This is a genomic window from Bradyrhizobium sp. SZCCHNS3002, from assembly GCF_032377435.1.
In the GTDB taxonomy this organism is placed as follows: Bacteria; Pseudomonadota; Alphaproteobacteria; order Rhizobiales; family Xanthobacteraceae; genus Bradyrhizobium.
The window spans coordinates 123293-140055 of record NZ_JAUHHY010000014.1 but is presented as its reverse complement, the minus strand read 5'-3'; the positions used below and the strand labels follow the sequence as shown (position 1 = coordinate 140055).

The following is a 16763-nucleotide window of genomic DNA, read 5'->3' as shown; positions in this document are numbered from 1 at the left end:
GACGCTCGACTCGATTGTTCCTCCTCTCAGATCGAAAGCTTCACGTCAGGCTCGGCGCGACCGCGGGCGCCGACCTCAAGCAGGAAAGTCTGGCCGTGGCCGGGGTCGGCCGCCTTGGCCGCCGCGTCCATGTCCTGCCAGGCCGACGTGACCAGCAGGCGCGACAGACCGGGACCGACGAAGGCCGGGCAGCTCGCCTGGCTGGCCGGAACCGCGATGCAGCGCAGATGCTCGCCCTGCGGGCTGTAGACATCGACACAACCGCCGCCCCAGCGCGCGTTCCAGATCCGCCCCTCGGCGTCGACGACGGCACCGTCGAGCCCGCCGACGCCGGCATGGCGCAGCAGCACCTCCGGCTCGCCGCGCGGCAGGCCGGTCGTCGGGTCGAGCGCGACGCGGTAGAGCACGTTCTCGTCCGTATCGGCGAAATAGCCGATCGCGCCATCCGGCGAGAAGCAGATTGCGTTGGGAATGGTGACGTTGGGGAACAGGCGGATGATCTCACCGCGATGCAGCGCATAGATCGAGCCCAGGCCGCACTCGGCGTTGCGCCCCATGGTGCCGATCCAGAACGTCCCGGAGGGATGGACCCGCGAGTCGTTCGACCGCGTCACAGGATTGTCGGCCTCGAGCGGCAGGAACAGCGACAGCGCGCCGTCAGCGACGGAGCGGACATAGAGTCCGTCCTCGGCGACGATCAACTGCCTCACGGCATCGATGCGGCCGAGCGCGCTCGCCATCCTGCCGAGCCCGTGGCGTCGGACGTCGCCGCTACCGATATTGGCCTCGAACAGCAGGCCTTCGCGGATGTCGAACCACCAGGCGGTGTCGGTGTGAGGATCGTAGGTCGGCCCCTCGCCGAGATGGCAGCGCTCGTCGCAAAGGATCGTGGTCGGCACCTGCTCTATCATGCGGACGCTCCCGCGATCGAGAAGCGATACACCGTCTCGTGCTTGTAGACGTCGTCGGGCGCGAGACGCGCGCTCGGAAAATCCGGACGGTTCGGACTGTCCGGCCAGACCTGCGGCTCCAGGCAGAGCGCGTCGGATTGGCGATAGACGCGGCCCTTGCCGCTCACGGTCGCGTCAATATAGTTGCCGGAATAGACCTGCAGGCCCGGCTGATCGGTGAGCAACTCCATGATCCGTCCCGACCGCCGCGACTCGATCCGTGCCGCGAAGCGCACGCCGTCGCCGGCGCGCAGACAGAAATTGTGGTCATAGCCGCGGCCGCATCTGATCTGCGCATCGTCGGCACGAATGCGCGCGCCGATCGCATGCGCGTCGCGGAAATCGAACGGCGTACCAACAACGCTGTGCGGCGGCCCCTCCAGCGGGATCGCCGTTTCGTCGATCGCCAGGTAGTGGTCCGCAGCGAGCGTCAGACGGTGATCGAGAATATCGGTGCCGGCGGCCAGGCCGTCGAGATTGAAGAAGCTGTGATTGGTCAGGTTGACCACCGTCGTCCGGGTGGTCCGGGCGCTGAAGCTGACAGCCAGCTCCATCGGCCCGGTCAACTGATAGGTGACACGGACGTCGAGCCGCCCCGGATAGTTAGCCTCGCCGTCGGGGCTGACATAGAGCATCGTGACCGAGGGCTGGTCGCCGTCTTCGGTGGCGACGATCTGCCAGAGCTTGCGGTCGAAGCCGTCAGGGCCGCCATGCAAGGCGTGCGCGCCATTATTCGCTTCCAAACGGATGTCCTGACCGTCGAGCACGAAACGTGCCTTGGCGATGCGGTTGGCGTAGCGTCCGACCGTCGCGCCGAAAAATTTCCGGAGCAGCAAGTAGCTCAGCAGGTCGTCGTGACCGAGCACCACGTCATCAACGCGACCCTGCGCATCCGGCACCAGCAGCGCCTGCAGTGCCGCGCCGTAAGTGATGATCCGCGCCTCGAAGCCGTCGGCGCCGCGCAAGGTGACGCGTTCGACCTCGCGGCCGTCCGGCAGGCTGCCAAACACATCCCTGGTGATATCAGCCTCTGCCATCGCTCTAGTCCTCGAACGGCGCGACGAAGTGGCGGCGGCCGAGCAGGAACGCGTCGGCCACCAGCCGCAGCGGCGCGAGATCGACGTCACCAGCGCCGGTCTTCGTCAGCTCGACGAAGCGGCGGTAGAGGCCGGGATATTCGCGCTCCTTCTCGTCGATCATCACCTGGTCATCGGCGGTCATCCGCGCGCCGCCGAGCGACAGCTTGAGCTGCCCGGCGTCGGTCTCGATCCGGATGTCCCAGCTCTGCGGCCCGGTCTGGCGGAAGTCGAACTCTGCCGCGATCGGCAGGTCGCCGGCTGTCGACAATGACAGGTTGGCCGCGATCGGCGCCTGACGGTTGGACGGAAACGACAGCTCCGCTTCGGTCAGGAAGACCGGCTCGGGCAGGATGCGGGTCAGGATCGACAGCGCGTTGATGCCGGGATCGAACACGCCGAGACCGCCCGGCTCCCAGATCCAGGCCTGGCCGGGATGCCAGACGCGCACGTCCTCCTTCCAGTCGATGCGGACGCTGCGGATGCGACGCTGCGACAGCCATTCCCGCGCGGGCTCGACGGCCGGCGCGTAGCGCGAATGCCAGGTCGCGAACAGCGTCCGTCCCTTCGCGGCGGCGAGCGCAATCAGCGGATCGAGCTCGCTGACGGCCGCGCCGGGCGGCTTCTCCAGCATCACATGCTTGCCGGCCTCGAGCGCGGCCTGCGCCTGCGCACGGCGCACCTGCGGCGGCGTGCACAAGGAAACGGCGTCGATCTCGGGGCCATCGCGCAGCAGCTCCTCGATGGTGCCGAAATGCGGCAGGCCGGGCAGCGAGGCGTTGCGGCTCGCCACGGCCGTCAAGGTCACGCCCTCGGTGGCGGCGATTGCCGGCAGATGCTGGTCTTTCGCAATCTTGCCGAAGCCGACGATGGCGACACGAAGCTCGCTCATCTCTAGCGTCCCCAGCGCAGCACGACCGGGTCGAGCCGGCGCGCGATCTCGATCAGGCCCTTTTGCGTCGCCGGATGGATCGGCGGCTGCGGCGCGCGCAGCGTGTCGTGCTTGATCACGCCGCCCGCCTTCATCAGGATCTTGCAGGTCGCAAGCCCGCACTGCCGGTTCTCGTAGTTGATCAGCGGCAACCAGCGCTCATAGGCGGCGGCTGCGGCCTCGCGGTCGCCCGCGAAATACGGATCGATGATCTTGCGGATGCCGTCGGGATAGCCGCCGCCGGTCATCGCGCCGGTGGCGCCGGCATCGAGGTCGGCCATCAGGGTGATCGCCTCCTCGCCGTCCCACGGGCCTTCAATCGCCACGCCGCCGGCCTCGATCAGCGCCCGCAGCTTGTCCGCCGCGCGCGGCACCTCGATCTTGAAATAAGCGAGGTTCTCGATCTCCTTGGCCATGCGCGCCAAGAACGGCACCGACAGCGGCGTGCCGGCGACCGGCGCATCCTGCACCATGATCGGGATCGAGATCGCGTCGGACACGCCGCGATAGAACTCGTAGATCGAGCTATCCGGCACGCGGAAGGTCGCGCCATGGTAGGGCGGCATCACCATGACCATGGCGGCGCCCCTCTCCTGCGCCCGGCGCGAACGCTCGGCGCAGACAAAGGTCGAGAAATGCGTCGTCGTGACGATGATCGGCACGCGGCCGGCGACATGCTCCAGCACGGTCGTCATGACCAGATCGCGCTCGTCGTCGGTCAGCACGAACTGCTCGGAGAAGTTGGCGAGGATGCAGATGCCGTGCGAGCCGGCATCGATCATGAAGTCGATCGCGCGCTTCTGGCCCTCGAGGTCGAGGCGGCCGTCGGCGTCGAACACGGTCGGCGCCACCGGGAAGACGCCCTTGTAGAGCTTTTTGGCGGAAGCGGTCATGGGCACCTCTTTAGTGATTGTCGCGCGGCACGGGCGAGCCGGTGCGGCCGACAAGGAAGTCGAAATCGACGCCGCGATCGGCCTGCAGCACGTGATCGATGTAGAGCTTCTGATAGCCGCGGGCCGCATGCGGCTTCGGCGGCGTCCAGGCGGCGCGGCGCGCGGCGAGCTCCTCGTCGCTGACATGCAGATGCAGCCGGCGGCCAGCGACGTCCAGCGTGATCATGTCGCCATTCTTGACCAGCGCCAGCGGCCCGCCGACGGTGGCTTCCGGGGCGACATGCAGCACCACGGTGCCGTACGCCGTGCCGGACATGCGTGCGTCCGAGATTCGGATCATGTCGCGCACGCCCTGGCGCAGCACTTTCGCGGGCAGCGGCATGTTGCCGACCTCGGCCATGCCCGGATAGCCCTTCGGCCCGCAATTCTTCAGCACCATGATGCAGGACGCATCGATGTCGAGATTGTCGTCGTCGACCGCGTCGTGCATTTCCTCGACGCTTTCGAACACGACGGCGCGTCCGGTGTGGTTCATCAGCTCCGGCGAGGCCGCCGACGGCTTGATGACGGCGCCGTTGGGGGCGAGGTTGCCGGTCAGGATCGCGATGCCGGCTTCGGTCTTGAACGGCGTCTCGAACGGCGTGATGACCTCGGCATTGTAGTTCGGCGCCTCGGCGACATTGTCCCACAGCGTCCTGCCGTTGACGGTCCGGGCGTCCTTGTGCAACAGGCCGCGCTCGCCGAGCGCACGCAGCACCGCCGGCAGGCCGCCGGCGTAGTAGAAGTCCTCCATCAGGAAGCGGCCCGACGGCATCAGGTCGACCAGGCAGTGCACGTCGCGACACAGACGGTCGAAGTCGTCGAGCGTGAGCTCAACGCCGACACGTCCGGCGATCGCAAGCAGATGCACCACAGCGTTGGTCGAGCCGCCGATCGCCGCGAGCGTGCGGATCGCATTCTCGAACGCCTGCCGGGTGAGAATGTCCGATGGCTTGAGGTCTTCGCCGACCATCTCGACGATGCGCCGTCCGGCCATGCGGGCCAGCAGGTTGCGGCGCGCATCGGCGGCGGGGATCGCGGCATTCTCGGGCAGGCCGATGCCGAGTGCCTCGACCATCGAGGCCATCGTCGAGGCCGTGCCCATGGTCATGCAGCTGCCGGCGGAGCGGTTCATGCCGGCCTCGGCCTCGTGGAATTCCTTCAAGGTGATCTCGCCGGCACGCAGCTGCTCGCTCATCGAGATGATGTTGGTGCCGGAGCCGATGATCTGGCCACGATAGACGCCGCGCAGTTGCGGGCCGCCTGAAACACCGATCGCAGGCAGGTCGGCGGAGGCCGCGCCCATCAAGAGCGCCGGCGTGGTCTTGTCGCAGCCCATCAAGAGCACGACACCGTCGAGCGGATGCGCACGGATCGCCTCCTCCACATCCATCGAGGCGAGGTTGCGGAACAGCATCGCGGTCGGACGCATCGTCACCTCGCCGAGCGAGGAGACCGGAAACTCCAGCGGATAGCCGCCGGCATCGAGCACGCCCTGGCGGACATGCTCGGCGATGACGCGGAAATGCGCGTTGCAGGGTGTCAGCTCCGACCAGGTGTTGCAGATGCCGATGACCGGACGGCCCTCGAAGCGATCCTGCGGCGTGCCGCTGTTCTTCAGGAACGAGCGATAGTAGAAGCCCATCTTGTCCTGGCGGCCGAACCACGCCTGGCTCCGCAGCGTCTTCTTCTCGTTGTCGTTGCTCATTCCTGGTCCGTTCGTGCAGCCGACTGCGCATGGCGCCGCCGGCCGTTGTAGATGACTTCGATCATGGCCTCGGAGGCGCCTTCGGCGTTTCCATCCGCGATCGCGTCGATGATGCGCTGGTGCCAGACCAGCACGGTGTCGCGATCGGCGGTCTCGATTGGCGCGCTCAGGACGAACGATGCACGCAACGCCGCCTCGATGACGGCGCCGATCGAGCGCATGAAGGGATTGCCCGAGGCGTTGGCGATCGCGATGTGCAGCGCCAGGTCGGCCTCGGCGAAAGCCACCGATGTCGATGGCTCGCGCTCCATCTGCGCCATCGCCTTGCGCATCGCCGCGACGTCGTCCTCCGTGCGGCGTTCGGCCGCGAGCGCCGCGGCGCGCGGCTCGATCGCCAGCCGGATTTCGGCGAGGTCGGCGAGGAAGCGCTTGTCGATGCCGGCGTCGAGGTGCCAGGCGAGCACGTCGGGATCGAACATGTTCCAGTCCGAGCGTCCGCGCACCACGGTGCCGACGCGGGCCTTGGTCGACAGCAGACCTTTTGCAACGAGGGTCTTCACGCTCTCGCGCAGCACCGGCCGTGAGACGCCGAAGGTCGCGGTCAGCTCGGCATCACCCGGAAGCCGCGCCCCCTCGCCCAACCGGCCGGAGATGATGTCGATGCCGATGCTGCGGGCGACCTCGGCATGGTTGGAATGCGCGCGCCGGGTCGGAATCGAGACGATGTGCGACGTCGTCATGTCGGCGCCCCCACCGGCTTGGCCGCGGCGGGCTTGACGGATGAGCGGCGCGCGAGCGCCATCAGACCTTGCTGCAGCGCAATGAAAACGAACAACAGAACCCCCGTGGCGATCTTGGTCCACCAGCTCGACAGCGTGCCGTCGAAATTGATGTAGGTCTGGATCATGCCCTGGATCAGGACGCCAAGGAAGGTGCCGATGACCGAGCCCTGTCCGCCGGTCAACAAGGTTCCGCCGATCACCACGGCAGCGATGGTATCGAGTTCGACACCGACGGCCGAAAGCGAATAGCCGGCCGCGGTGTAGAACGAGAAGACGATGCCGGCGAGGCCCGCAAGCACGCTCGACAGCATATAGATGCGGATGGTCATCGGCCCGACCGGAATGCCCATCAGGGCTGTCGCCACACGGCTGCCACCGAGCGCGTAGACGTTGACGCCGAACCGGGTCAAATGCAGCAGCAACGCGCAGAGCACCAGGATCACCAGCATCGCAATCGCGATCGCGGTGAGCCGTCCGCCGCCTGGCAGGCGGATCGCGAAGTCGGAGACGGCACTGTAGATCGGGGCGGTGATCGGAATCGATTCGGTCGACAGCAGGAAGCTGACGCCGCGCGCCAGGAACATGCCGGCGAGGGTCACGATGAAGGGCGGCAGATCGAAGACGTGAATGACCGCGCCCATCGCGGCACCGAACAGCGCGCACAGCACCAGCACCAGCGCGAAGGCGGCGAAGGGCGGAATGCCCCAGCGCTCGATCGCCAGCGCCGTGAACACCGTGGTGAAGCCGATCACCGAGCCGACCGAGAGATCGATGCCGCCGGAGATGATGACGAAGGTCATGCCGGCGGCGACGATGCCGAGGAAGGCGTTGTCGGTGAGCAGATTGGCGACGACGCGGGTCGAAGCGATGTTCGGGAATTGCAGCGCGCACAGCGCAAAGCCGGCGACCAGCACGAAGGCGGTGATCGCAGCCGAGGTCGAGGCCTTCATGGCTTGGTCCTCCGCCAGCGCGCGGTGAAGCGCGAGAGATCGCCGAGCCGCGGCGACTGCGCCAGCAGGACGGCGAGAACGACCACGGCCTTGACCAGCAGATTGAGCTCCGGCGGATAGCCCGACAACAGGATGCCGGTGTTCATGGCCTGGATGATCAGTGCGCCGGCCACCGCCAGCACCAGGCTGAAGCGGCCGCCGAACAGCGAGGTTCCGCCGATCACGACCGCGAGGATCGCGTCGAGCTCCAGCCACAGCCCGGCATTGTTGGCGTCCGCACCCATGATGTCGGCCGCGGCGATCACGCCGGCGAGCGACGCGCACAGGCCGCACCAGACATAGACCGCCAGGATCATGGCGCGCGTGCCGACGCCCGACAGCTCGCTGGCGCGCGCGTTGCCGCCGGTCGCCTCGATCAAGAGCCCGAGCGCGGTGCCGCGCACGACCGCCCCAGTCAGCAGCAGCATGCCGATCGCGATCACGACCGGCGTCGGCAGGCCGAGCACGGCGCCGTTGCCCATCCACACCAGATCCGGCGAGGTGAAGGTGACGATGCGCCCTTCGGTGATCAGCTGCGCGATGCCGCGCCCCGCCACCATCAGGATCAACGTGGCGACGATCGGCTGGATGCGCAGGACAGCGACGAGAATGCCGTTCCACAGCCCGCACACCAAACCGACAGCGAGCGCGGAGCCAATGACCACCGGCAGCGAATGCGTATCGGCGAGGCTCGCCGCGGTGGCGCCCGCGATCGCCATGACGGCGCCGACCGAAAGGTCGATGCCTCCGGTCGCGATGACGAGCACCATGCCCAGCGACAGCAGCGCCACCGGCGTGCCGCGGTTGAGCACGTCGATGACGCTGCCGAACAGCCGGCCGTCCTGCAGATGGAGATTGAAGAACTGCGGCGACACCGTGCGATCGATGATCAGGATCACGATCAGCGCGAACGCCTGCGCGAGACCACGGCGCGGAATGCGAAGCGTCATGACACGGCCTCGCGCACAGGCTCACCATCGGCCGCGATCGCCGCAAGAATGCTGGAAACCTCGACGGCGTCGCCCTTCAGCTCCTCGACATGGGCGCGGTCGCGCAGCACGACGACGCGGTTGGAATAGGTCACGATCTCGTCGAGCTCCGAGGAGATCACGAGCAGCGCCAGCCCCTGCTCGCACAGCTCACGCACCAGACGGATGATCTCGGCATGGGCGCCAACATCGATGCCGCGCGTCGGCTCGTCGAGGACGAGGAGCTTCGGCGACGTCGCGAGCCAGCGCGCCAGCAGCGCCTTCTGCTGGTTGCCGCCCGACAGCAGGCCAATCGGGCGTTCCGGATCGGGCGGCCGGATGTCGAGCATGCGGATGTAGCGCATCGCGATCTCGTCCTGCTCGCGCCGCGACAGCGGCCGGTGCAGCCCGCGCCGCGCCTGCAGCGCCAGCACAATGTTCTCGCGCACGGTGAGGTCGGCGACGATGCCCTCGGTCTTGCGCTCCTCGGGGCAATAGCCGAAGCCGAGGCCGGCACCATCGCGCGGCGAATTCAGCCTGATGGCCTTGCCGTCGATCGTGACCTCGCCGCTGTCGGCGCGCTCGGCGCCGAACACCAGCCGCGCCGTCTCGGTGCGGCCGGAGCCGAGCAGGCCCGCGAGCCCGACGACCTCGCCACGGCGCAGCTCGAGATCGAACGGCGCGAGATAGCCGCGCTTGCCGTAGCCCTTGAAGCTGACGCAGACCTCCCGCGCCGTGTCGGGCTGGCTCGCCGCGCGCTCGTGCGTGGTCTCGGCGAGCTCGCGCCCCAGCATCATTCTGATAAGGTCGAGCCGCGGCAGATCGGCGATCTCGCGCGTGCCGATCAGCCGGCCGTTGCGCAGCACCGTGACGCGATCGCAGATCTCGTAGACCTGATCGAGGAAGTGGCTGACGAACACGATGCCGATGCCATCAGCCGCGAGCTTTCGCATCACCCTGAACAGGATCTCGACCTCGTGGCGGTCGAGGCTCGCCGTGGGCTCGTCGAGAATGAGGACGCGCGCCGACAGATCGACGGCGCGCGCGATCGCGGTGATGTGCTGGACCGCGACCGAGTAGCTCGAAAGCGGCGCGCCGACGTCGATGTCCAGCCCATAATCAAGCAGCAGCGCGTGCGCGCGCCGGCGCATCTCGGCCTCGCGTACGACGCCGAACCGCGCCGGCTGCCGGCCAAGGTAGAGATTTTGTGCCACCGAGAGGTTCGGCAGCAGATTCACTTCCTGATAGACCGTGGCGATGCCGGCATCGACCGCGTCCTTGGCCGAGCGTGGCACAATCTCGCGATCGGCGAGCCGCACGGTGCCGGCGTCACGCGCGAACACGCCGGTGACCACCTTGATCAGGGTCGACTTGCCGGCGCCGTTCTCGCCAAGCAGCGCATGGATCTCGCCCTCACCCAGGGTGAAGTCGACGTCGTCAAGCGCCTTCAGCGCCCCGAAGCTCTTGGTCAGGCCGCGGATCTCCAGCAGGGCTGGACGCGTCGCCGGCGGAGCTGAAGGATCAGACATGACGAACTACTTGGCGCGACGATTGGACATCAGCCAGGAAGCTGACGCCCGCCGAATGAGCGGACGCCAGCACCTGATTTCGTCGTCCCGGCGAACGCCGGGACCCATACCGCGGAATAATCGATTGAGGCACTGGGCCAATACCGCAGACCTCACAAAGATCGGTGGCTATGGGTCCTGGCGTTCGCCAGGACGACGGCAACAACATAGGCTTCAGCTCAGTAGCCCAAGCCCTTCTTGCTGTCGTAGACCTTCTGCGGATCGTCCGTCGCGGTGTAGAGCTTCGATTCCGTCTGGATCCACTTCGGCGGAACGGTGCCCTTCTCCTTGAAGGCCACGATCGCGTCGAACGCCGGCCCCGCCATGTTCGGCGTCAGCTCGACGGTGGCGTTGGCCTCGCCGGCGGCGATTGCCTTGAAGATGTCCGGCACGGCGTCGATCGAGACGGTCAGGATGTCCTTGCCCGGCTTCAGGCCGGCCTCCTTCATTGCCTGGATCGCGCCGACCATCATATCGTCGTTGTGGGCGTAGACCGCGCAGATCGACTTGCCGCCGTTCTCGGCCTTGATGAAGCTCTCCATCACCTCCTTGCCCTTGGCACGGGTGAAGTCGCCGGTCTGGCTGCGCACGACCTTCAGGTTGGCGTTCTTGGCGACGACGGCGTCAAAGCCCTTCTTGCGGTTGGTGGCGACGCTGGCGCCGACCGTGCCCTGCAGCTCGACGACGTTGCAGGCCTTGCCGCCGACCGTCTTGGCGAGCCACTCGCCGGCGACCTCGCCCTCATGCACGCTGTCCGAGGTGACGGCGGTCAGATAGAGGTCCTTGCCGGAGGGATCGATGTCGCGGTCGAGCAGTACGACCGGGATCTTGGCTTCCTTGGCTTCCTTCAGCACGGCGTCCCAACCCGAAGCCACGACCGGCGCGAGGAAGATCGCGTCCACGCCCTGGGCGATGAAGGAGCGGATCGCCTTGATCTGGTTTTCCTGCTTCTGCTGGGCGTCGGCGATCTTCAGGTTGATCTTGCGCTTGGTGGCTTCCGATTTCGAGACCGAGGTCTCGGCGGCGCGCCAGCCGGACTCCGATCCGATCTGCGAGAAGCCGACGGTCAGCTCCGCGGCGCCAGCGGACGTGGCAAGCAACAAGGCGGCCGTGGCCGAGGCCGCAAAGAGGGCTTTCAGGGTCATCAGACGTTCTCTCCCAAAAAGGTACTGTTTTTTGATGCGCCGCCGCGAACAGCGGTGCCGACGCACCTATTCACCCGCCTCGACGGCCGGTGACGTCCGTTATTTCACGGAACCCAGGGGATGACTAGTCATATTATTTGACTGTAATACTTTTTGAGAGTGACAGGCGCCGGCGCAGCCCCACTGCCGCCGAAGATAAGCGTCGGACACAAACAAATTTTAAGTTGTGGATAGGCTGGATCAGCGCAGCTTCGTCGCCTCGCGGGCGCGCTGCTCGATCGCGGCCCACGAACCGGCCTTAATGTCGGCCGCGGGTGCGACCCACGAGCCGCCGATCGCAACGACCTTCTTGTGCGCCAGCCATTGCGCGGCGTTGCCGGCATTGATGCCGCCGGTCGGACAGAAGCGCACGTTCGGGAAGGGACCCGCTAGCGCGTCGAGCGCCGCGAGCCCGCCGGCCGGCACCGCGGGAAAGAACTTCACCAGCTCATAGCCCCGCGTCACGCAGGCGATGAGATCAGAGGCGGTCTGAATGCCCGGCGCGAACGGCATCTCGCCGGCATTCGCGGCGTCGAGCAGGCCGAGCGAGAGGCCCGGACTGATCGCGAAGGCGGCGCCGAGCCTGGCGGCGCGCTCGTAGTCCGCCGGCGTCAGCACCGTGCCGATGCCGACGACGGCGTCCGGCACCTCATCGATGATCGCGCGCGCGGCATCGAGCCCCGCCTGCGTCCGCAAAGTGATTTCGATGACGCGGAGGCCGCCGGCGACGAGCGCACGCGCAAGCGGCACGGCATGCGCCGCGTCCTCGATCGTGATCACCGGGATCACCGGCGCCAGCGCGAAGACCGCATCGAGCTTCGCGCGCTTGTCCAAATTGTTCATCACGCCTCGCTCATCGTCAGAATGTCCCGCGGCATCGCGGTGGCCGGGATCACCGCCCCCGGCGCCATGATCACGGCACCGGCGAGCCGGTGGCCGGCCAACGCCGCCTTGCGGGGCGGCGCGCCCTTGATGCGCGCGGCGAGATACCCCGCATTGAAGGAATCGCCGGCCGCCGTGGTGTCGATCGGCTTGAGCACCGCAGGTGGCGCGATGTCGACCAGCACGCCATCGGCATGGATCAGGCAGCCGCGCGCGCCGCGCTTGACCACGACCTCGTTGACCCCGGCGTCCTTGAAGCGACGCAGGCTGACGGAGGCGTCGGCATCGCCGAACAGCATCTGCTCGTCCTCCAGCGTCGGCAGCGCGACGTCGACCAGCGGCAGGATCGCACGGAACGCGCGCTGCGCCACCTCGCGGCTGGCCCAGCCGCGCGGCCGGTAGTTGCCGTCGAACACCACGCGCGCGCCGCGCTTGCGTGCGACCGTCAAGAGCTCGCGCAGCTTGGCCTTGCCGGTCTCGCCATAGAGCGAGAGGCTGATGCCGGAGAGATAGATCCAGTCGAAGCGCGAGAGCCTGTCGAGCATGTCGCGGTCGGCGCGATCGAACAGCTCGCGCGCCGGCGCGCGGTCGCGCCAATAGAGGAAGCTGCGCTCGCCCTTGGCATCGCGCTCGATCATGTACAGGCCGGGCACGCGGCCCTCGACCTGCAGCACCTCCGAGGTGTCGATGCCCTCGGCCTGCCAGGCCGCCAGCATCATGGCACTCAGGGGATCATCGCCGAGCGCCGTCACGTAGGAGGTGGGCACGCCGAGCCGGGCCAGATAGAGCGCGGTGTTGAGCGTGTCGCCGCCGAAGCCGCGCCGGAACAGCGAGCCGTCCTCCTGCGCAAACTCCACCATGCACTCTCCGATGCAGGCGACTTTCATCGGCGTCAATCCATCCATCAAAACGTCAAATGAACCTTCATCGACCGGCTGCGATCGCTGGCGAGCTCGAAGGCGGCGACCGCCTGCTCGAATGGCAGCGCAGCCGAGATCAGCGGCTTGACGTCCAGCAGCCCCTCGCCCATCAGCCGCAGCGCCAGCTCGAATTCGCGGTCGAACCGGAACGTGCCGCGCAATTGCAGCTCCTTCGTGACCAGCGTGTTGAGCGGCAAGGTCATCTCGCCGCCGAGCCCGAGCTGGACGATGACGCCGCCGGGCCTCATGACGTCGAGCGCGGCCCGCAAGGCGGCCTGGTTGCCGGAGGCCTCGAACAGCACGTCGAACGTGCCCTTCCCGCTCCGCCACGGATCGAGCGCCGACGGCTCCGCCCCGACATTGAACGCATGGCTGGCACCGAGCGTGCGCGCCACCGCCAGCGGCGCATCGGCAATGTCGGTGACCACGATCTCGGCCGCACCGCCGTAGCGCGCCACCAGGATCGACAGCGCGCCGATCGGGCCGCAGCCGGTCACCAGCACGCGCTTGCCGAGCAGCGAGCCGGCCTGATGCGCCGCATGCAGGCAGACCGACAGCGGCTCGGCCATCGCGGCCTCACCGAGCGACAGCGACGGCGCGATCGGCACGGCCTGCGAGGCATCGACAGTGACGAACTCGCGGAAGCCGCCCTGCACGTGGGGATCACGCATCGCGCTGCCCATGAAGCGCATGTCGAGGCATTGGTTGCGCAGCCCCTCGCGGCAATAGCTGCAGCGGCCGCAGGGCAGGCTCGGATTGACGGCGACGCGCGTGCCCTCGGCGAGGCCGGTCACGCCGGCACCGACCGCGGCAACGTGGCCTGCGATCTCATGGCCCAGCGCCATCGGCTGCCTGATGCGCACGGTGCCGAAGCCGCCGTGATGATAGTAATGCAGGTCCGAGCCGCAGATCCCGCCGGCCTCAATCTTGACCCGCACCTCGCCGGGTCCCGGCGCCGGATCGGGAAAGCTGTCGATGCGCAGATCTTTCGGCGCGTGAATGACGACCGCACGCATGGCCGGCCTCCCTGTCTCTTGTCTTCCGCGATCCTACATCGCCGCCAGCATGCCGCCGTCGACATAGATGGTCTGGCCGTTGACATAGGTCGACGCCTCCGAGGCCAGGAAGATCGCGGTGCCGACCAGCTCGTCCGGCCGGCCCCAGCGCTTCGACGGGACGCGCGACATCAGCCAGTTGTTGAAGTCGGGGTTGCTCATCAGCGCCTGGTTCATGTCGGTGAGCATGTAGCCCGGTCCGATTGCATTGGCCTGGATGCCGTGCGCCGCCCATTCGACCGCCATCGCGCGGGTCAGGTTGCGGATGCCGCCCTTCGCCGTGGTGTAGGGCCCGATGGTCGGCCGTGCCAGCTCGCTGCCGAGCGAGCCGATATTGATGATCTTGCCGCTCTTGCGCGGGATCATGCGTTTGGCCGCCTCGCGCCCGATCACGAAGGCGCTGGTGAGGTTGGTCTCGATGACGCGGCGCCACTCATCCGTGGTGAACTCGACCAGCGGCTTGCGGTGCTGGATGCCGGCATTGTTGACGAGGATGTCGATCGCGATCCCCTCGGCGTCGAAGCGCGTGAAGGCGCCGACGACGGCGTCCTCATCGGTCACGTCGAACGGACAGGCCTCTGCCTGATGGCCCGCGGCGCGGAATTCTTCCACGGCAGCCAGGGTACGCGCGGGGTCGGTTCCGTTGATGACGAGCCGCGCCCCCGCCTTGGCAAAACCCTCCGCGATGGCGCGGCCCAGGCCGCGCGAGGAGCCGGTCACCAGCGCGGTCTTGCCGGAGAGATCGAAGAGCGAGGTCGACATTTGTTCAACTCGAATGGGCAAATGCGGGCCGGCATCCTCGGCCACGGGACGCGCGCTGACAAGCGGGTTGTCCGGCACCGGCGGGATCAGACCGGCAAGCGGTTAATGGCCGCCACCGCGGTCATGATCCCGCGGATCTCGGCGAGGCCCTTGAGGCGGCCGACCAGCGGATAGCCCGGATGGGTGCCGCGGCCGATGTCGTCGGCGAGCTCATGGCCGTGGTCGGGCCGGAACGGGATCCGCCAGTCCGGCTCGCCTTCCGCCTTGCGCCGGGCCTGCTCCTTCAGCAAGGTCGTCACGACCGCGACCATGTCGACGTCGCCGCGCAGATGCTCCGCCTCCATGAACGAGCCGTCGAGCATCTTGGTGACGTTGCGCAGGTGCACGAAGCGGATGTGCGGCGCGAACCGCTCGGCGAGCGCCGGGACGTTGTTGTGGCCGCCGGCGCCGAGCGCGCCGGTGCAGAAGGTGAGGCCGTTGGCCTTCGACGGGGCGGCATCGACGATGAACTGCAGATCCTCGGCTGAGGACACCACGCGCGGCAGACCGAACAGGTCACGCGGCGGATCATCGGGATGGACACAGAGGCTGACGCCGCATTCCTCGGCCGTAGGCACCACCGCGCGCAGGAAGCGCGCGTAGTTGGCGCGCAGCTCGGCATGGCCGATGCCGCGATATTTCTCCAGCATGCGGCGCAGACCGGGCACGTCATAGCGGTCATAGGCGCCGGGCAGCCCGGCCATGATGGTCGCGAGCAGCCGGTCCTTGTCGGATTCGGACGCCTGTGCCACCCAGGCCTTGGCGCGGTCGAGCACGTCGGCGGAGAACTCCGCCTCGGCGCCGGGCCGCTGCAGGATGTAGCAGTCGAACGCAGCCAGACGATCCATATCGAAGCGCAGCGCCGTGGCGCCGCCCGGCAGACGGAAGGCGAGCTCGGTGCGGGTCCAGTCCAGCACCGCCATGAAATTGTAGCAGACGGTGGTGACGCCGCAGGCGGCGAGGTTGCGCAGCGACTGGCGGTAGTTGTCGAACAAGGACGTCAGATCGCCCTCGCCCAGCTTGATGGCCTCGGAGACCGGCAGGCTCTCGACCACGCTCCAGCGCAGCCGCAGCGATGAATCGCCTTCAATCACGCCGATGCGCTTGATGATCTCATCGGTGCTCCACACCACGCCGTAGGGGATGTGATGCAGCGCCGTCACGATGCCGGTCGCGCCGGTCTGGCGAACCTGCGGCAAAGTGATGGGATCATCGGGTCCGAACCAGCGCCACGTCTGTTCCATGTCGTCACCTTCCAAAATGAATCACGCGCGCGATCAGCGCCGCCGCCGTGCCCGCGTGCGCGGCTCGGCCTGCGCCATCTCCTCCTGCCGGGCAAAGATGCCGTCGGCGCGGCGAAACACCTCGCGCAGATGCCGGCGCATCGCCGCGACCGCCTGGGCCTCGTTGCAGGCGGCCAGCCCGTCCAGGATCTCCTGATGCTGCGCGATCAGGAGCGGAATATGGCCGGCGTCCTCGATCAGGGTGAGATGCCGGACGCGGTCGAAATGGATCTTGGTCTGGCGGATCACCTGCCAGACATGCGGATGCCGGCTGGTGCGGGCGATGGTCTGATGGAACGCCTCGTCATGGGCGTAGAACTCCGCCGGCGTCGCCGCCGCCTTCTGCTTGTCGATGAGCTCGGTCAGCTCGCGCAGCGCCGTCGCATCGATGTAGCGGACGGCCTCGGCAACCAGCGCGCATTCGAGATGCTCTCGGATGAACTGCGCCTCGCCGAACGCCTCGCGCGAGACCGGCGCCACCACGCTGCCGCTCTGCGGATAGATGCGCACGAGGTCGACATCGGCAAGCTTGATCAGCGCCTCGCGCACCGGCGTGCGGCTGACGCCGAGCCGCTCGCACAGGTCGAGCTCGGCCATCGGCGTGCCCGGTGGCAGCGCGCCGGACACGATGTCCTCGAGCAGCCGCTCATAGACCTGGTCGGCGAGGCGCCGACCGGCCTTGCCGTCCAGTCGCGTCAATGGTGTCAGATCGTCATCCATGACGGCAGTCTACC

The 16763-nt window shown here is 67.5% G+C and carries 16 protein-coding genes; all 16 read right to left on the bottom strand.

Going from position 1 to position 16763, the window contains the following annotated elements; all coding sequences use genetic code 11:
- Positions 1–26: 26 nt before the first annotated feature.
- Entirely contained in the window at positions 27–911 is an 885-nt protein-coding gene (locus QW845_RS26565; protein WP_315804474.1) for an SMP-30/gluconolactonase/LRE family protein, read from the bottom strand.
- The gene (locus QW845_RS26560) at positions 908–1987 is read right to left on the bottom strand and encodes an aldose epimerase family protein (RefSeq protein ID WP_315804529.1); all 1080 of its coding nucleotides are present in this window, start codon (positions 1985–1987) and stop codon (positions 908–910) included. The genes QW845_RS26565 and QW845_RS26560 overlap by 4 nt, the downstream gene beginning before the upstream one ends.
- A gap of 4 nt (positions 1988–1991) precedes the next feature.
- Positions 1992–2918 (bottom strand): Gfo/Idh/MocA family oxidoreductase, encoded by a 927-nt coding sequence (locus tag QW845_RS26555; RefSeq protein WP_315804473.1) that lies wholly within the window; start codon positions 2916–2918, stop codon positions 1992–1994.
- Positions 2919–2920: 2 nt separating this feature from the next.
- A complete protein-coding gene (locus QW845_RS26550) occupies positions 2921–3850 on the bottom strand; it encodes a dihydrodipicolinate synthase family protein (RefSeq protein ID WP_315804472.1) in 930 nt (309 codons plus the stop codon).
- Between the two features lie 10 nt (positions 3851–3860).
- Positions 3861–5597 carry an IlvD/Edd family dehydratase gene (locus QW845_RS26545; protein ID WP_315804471.1) on the bottom strand — a complete coding sequence of 579 codons (1737 nt, stop codon included), beginning with the start codon at positions 5595–5597 and terminating at the stop codon, positions 3861–3863.
- On the bottom strand, positions 5594–6337 hold the full coding sequence (locus QW845_RS26540) for a FadR/GntR family transcriptional regulator (protein WP_315804470.1): 744 nt from the start codon (positions 6335–6337) through the stop codon (positions 5594–5596). The genes QW845_RS26545 and QW845_RS26540 overlap by 4 nt, the downstream gene beginning before the upstream one ends.
- Positions 6334–7329 (bottom strand): galactofuranose ABC transporter, permease protein YjfF, encoded by a 996-nt coding sequence (yjfF, locus tag QW845_RS26535; RefSeq protein WP_315804469.1) that lies wholly within the window; start codon positions 7327–7329, stop codon positions 6334–6336. The genes QW845_RS26540 and yjfF overlap by 4 nt, the downstream gene beginning before the upstream one ends.
- Entirely contained in the window at positions 7326–8318 is a 993-nt protein-coding gene (locus QW845_RS26530) for an ABC transporter permease (RefSeq protein ID WP_315804468.1), read from the bottom strand. The genes yjfF and QW845_RS26530 overlap by 4 nt, the downstream gene beginning before the upstream one ends.
- Positions 8315–9865 (bottom strand): sugar ABC transporter ATP-binding protein, encoded by a 1551-nt coding sequence (locus QW845_RS26525; RefSeq protein ID WP_315804467.1) that lies wholly within the window; start codon positions 9863–9865, stop codon positions 8315–8317. The genes QW845_RS26530 and QW845_RS26525 overlap by 4 nt, the downstream gene beginning before the upstream one ends.
- Positions 9866–10083: 218 nt before the next feature.
- Complete coding sequence (gene ytfQ / locus QW845_RS26520; RefSeq protein WP_315804466.1) at positions 10084–11049, bottom strand: galactofuranose ABC transporter, galactofuranose-binding protein YtfQ; 966 nt, start codon at positions 11047–11049, stop codon at positions 10084–10086.
- A gap of 240 nt (positions 11050–11289) precedes the next feature.
- A complete protein-coding gene (eda, locus tag QW845_RS26515; protein WP_315804465.1) occupies positions 11290–11934 on the bottom strand; it encodes a bifunctional 4-hydroxy-2-oxoglutarate aldolase/2-dehydro-3-deoxy-phosphogluconate aldolase in 645 nt (214 codons plus the stop codon).
- Positions 11931–12827, bottom strand: a complete 897-nt coding sequence (locus QW845_RS26510; RefSeq protein WP_409997971.1) for a sugar kinase — start codon at positions 12825–12827, stop codon at positions 11931–11933. Before QW845_RS26510 ends, eda begins: the two co-directional genes overlap by 4 nt.
- 47 nt (positions 12828–12874) lie before the next feature.
- On the bottom strand, positions 12875–13906 hold the full coding sequence (locus QW845_RS26505; protein WP_315804463.1) for an L-idonate 5-dehydrogenase: 1032 nt from the start codon (positions 13904–13906) through the stop codon (positions 12875–12877).
- A 33-nt stretch (positions 13907–13939) separates the two neighbouring features.
- Positions 13940–14707 carry an SDR family oxidoreductase gene (locus QW845_RS26500; RefSeq protein ID WP_315804462.1) on the bottom strand — a complete coding sequence of 256 codons (768 nt, stop codon included), beginning with the start codon at positions 14705–14707 and terminating at the stop codon, positions 13940–13942.
- 86 nt (positions 14708–14793) lie between these two features.
- Positions 14794–15990, bottom strand: coding sequence for a mannonate dehydratase (uxuA, locus tag QW845_RS26495; protein ID WP_315804461.1), 1197 nt, complete (start codon positions 15988–15990; stop codon positions 14794–14796).
- Between the two features lie 33 nt (positions 15991–16023).
- A complete protein-coding gene (locus QW845_RS26490) occupies positions 16024–16749 on the bottom strand; it encodes a GntR family transcriptional regulator (protein ID WP_315804460.1) in 726 nt (241 codons plus the stop codon).
- Positions 16750–16763: the final 14 nt, after the last annotated feature.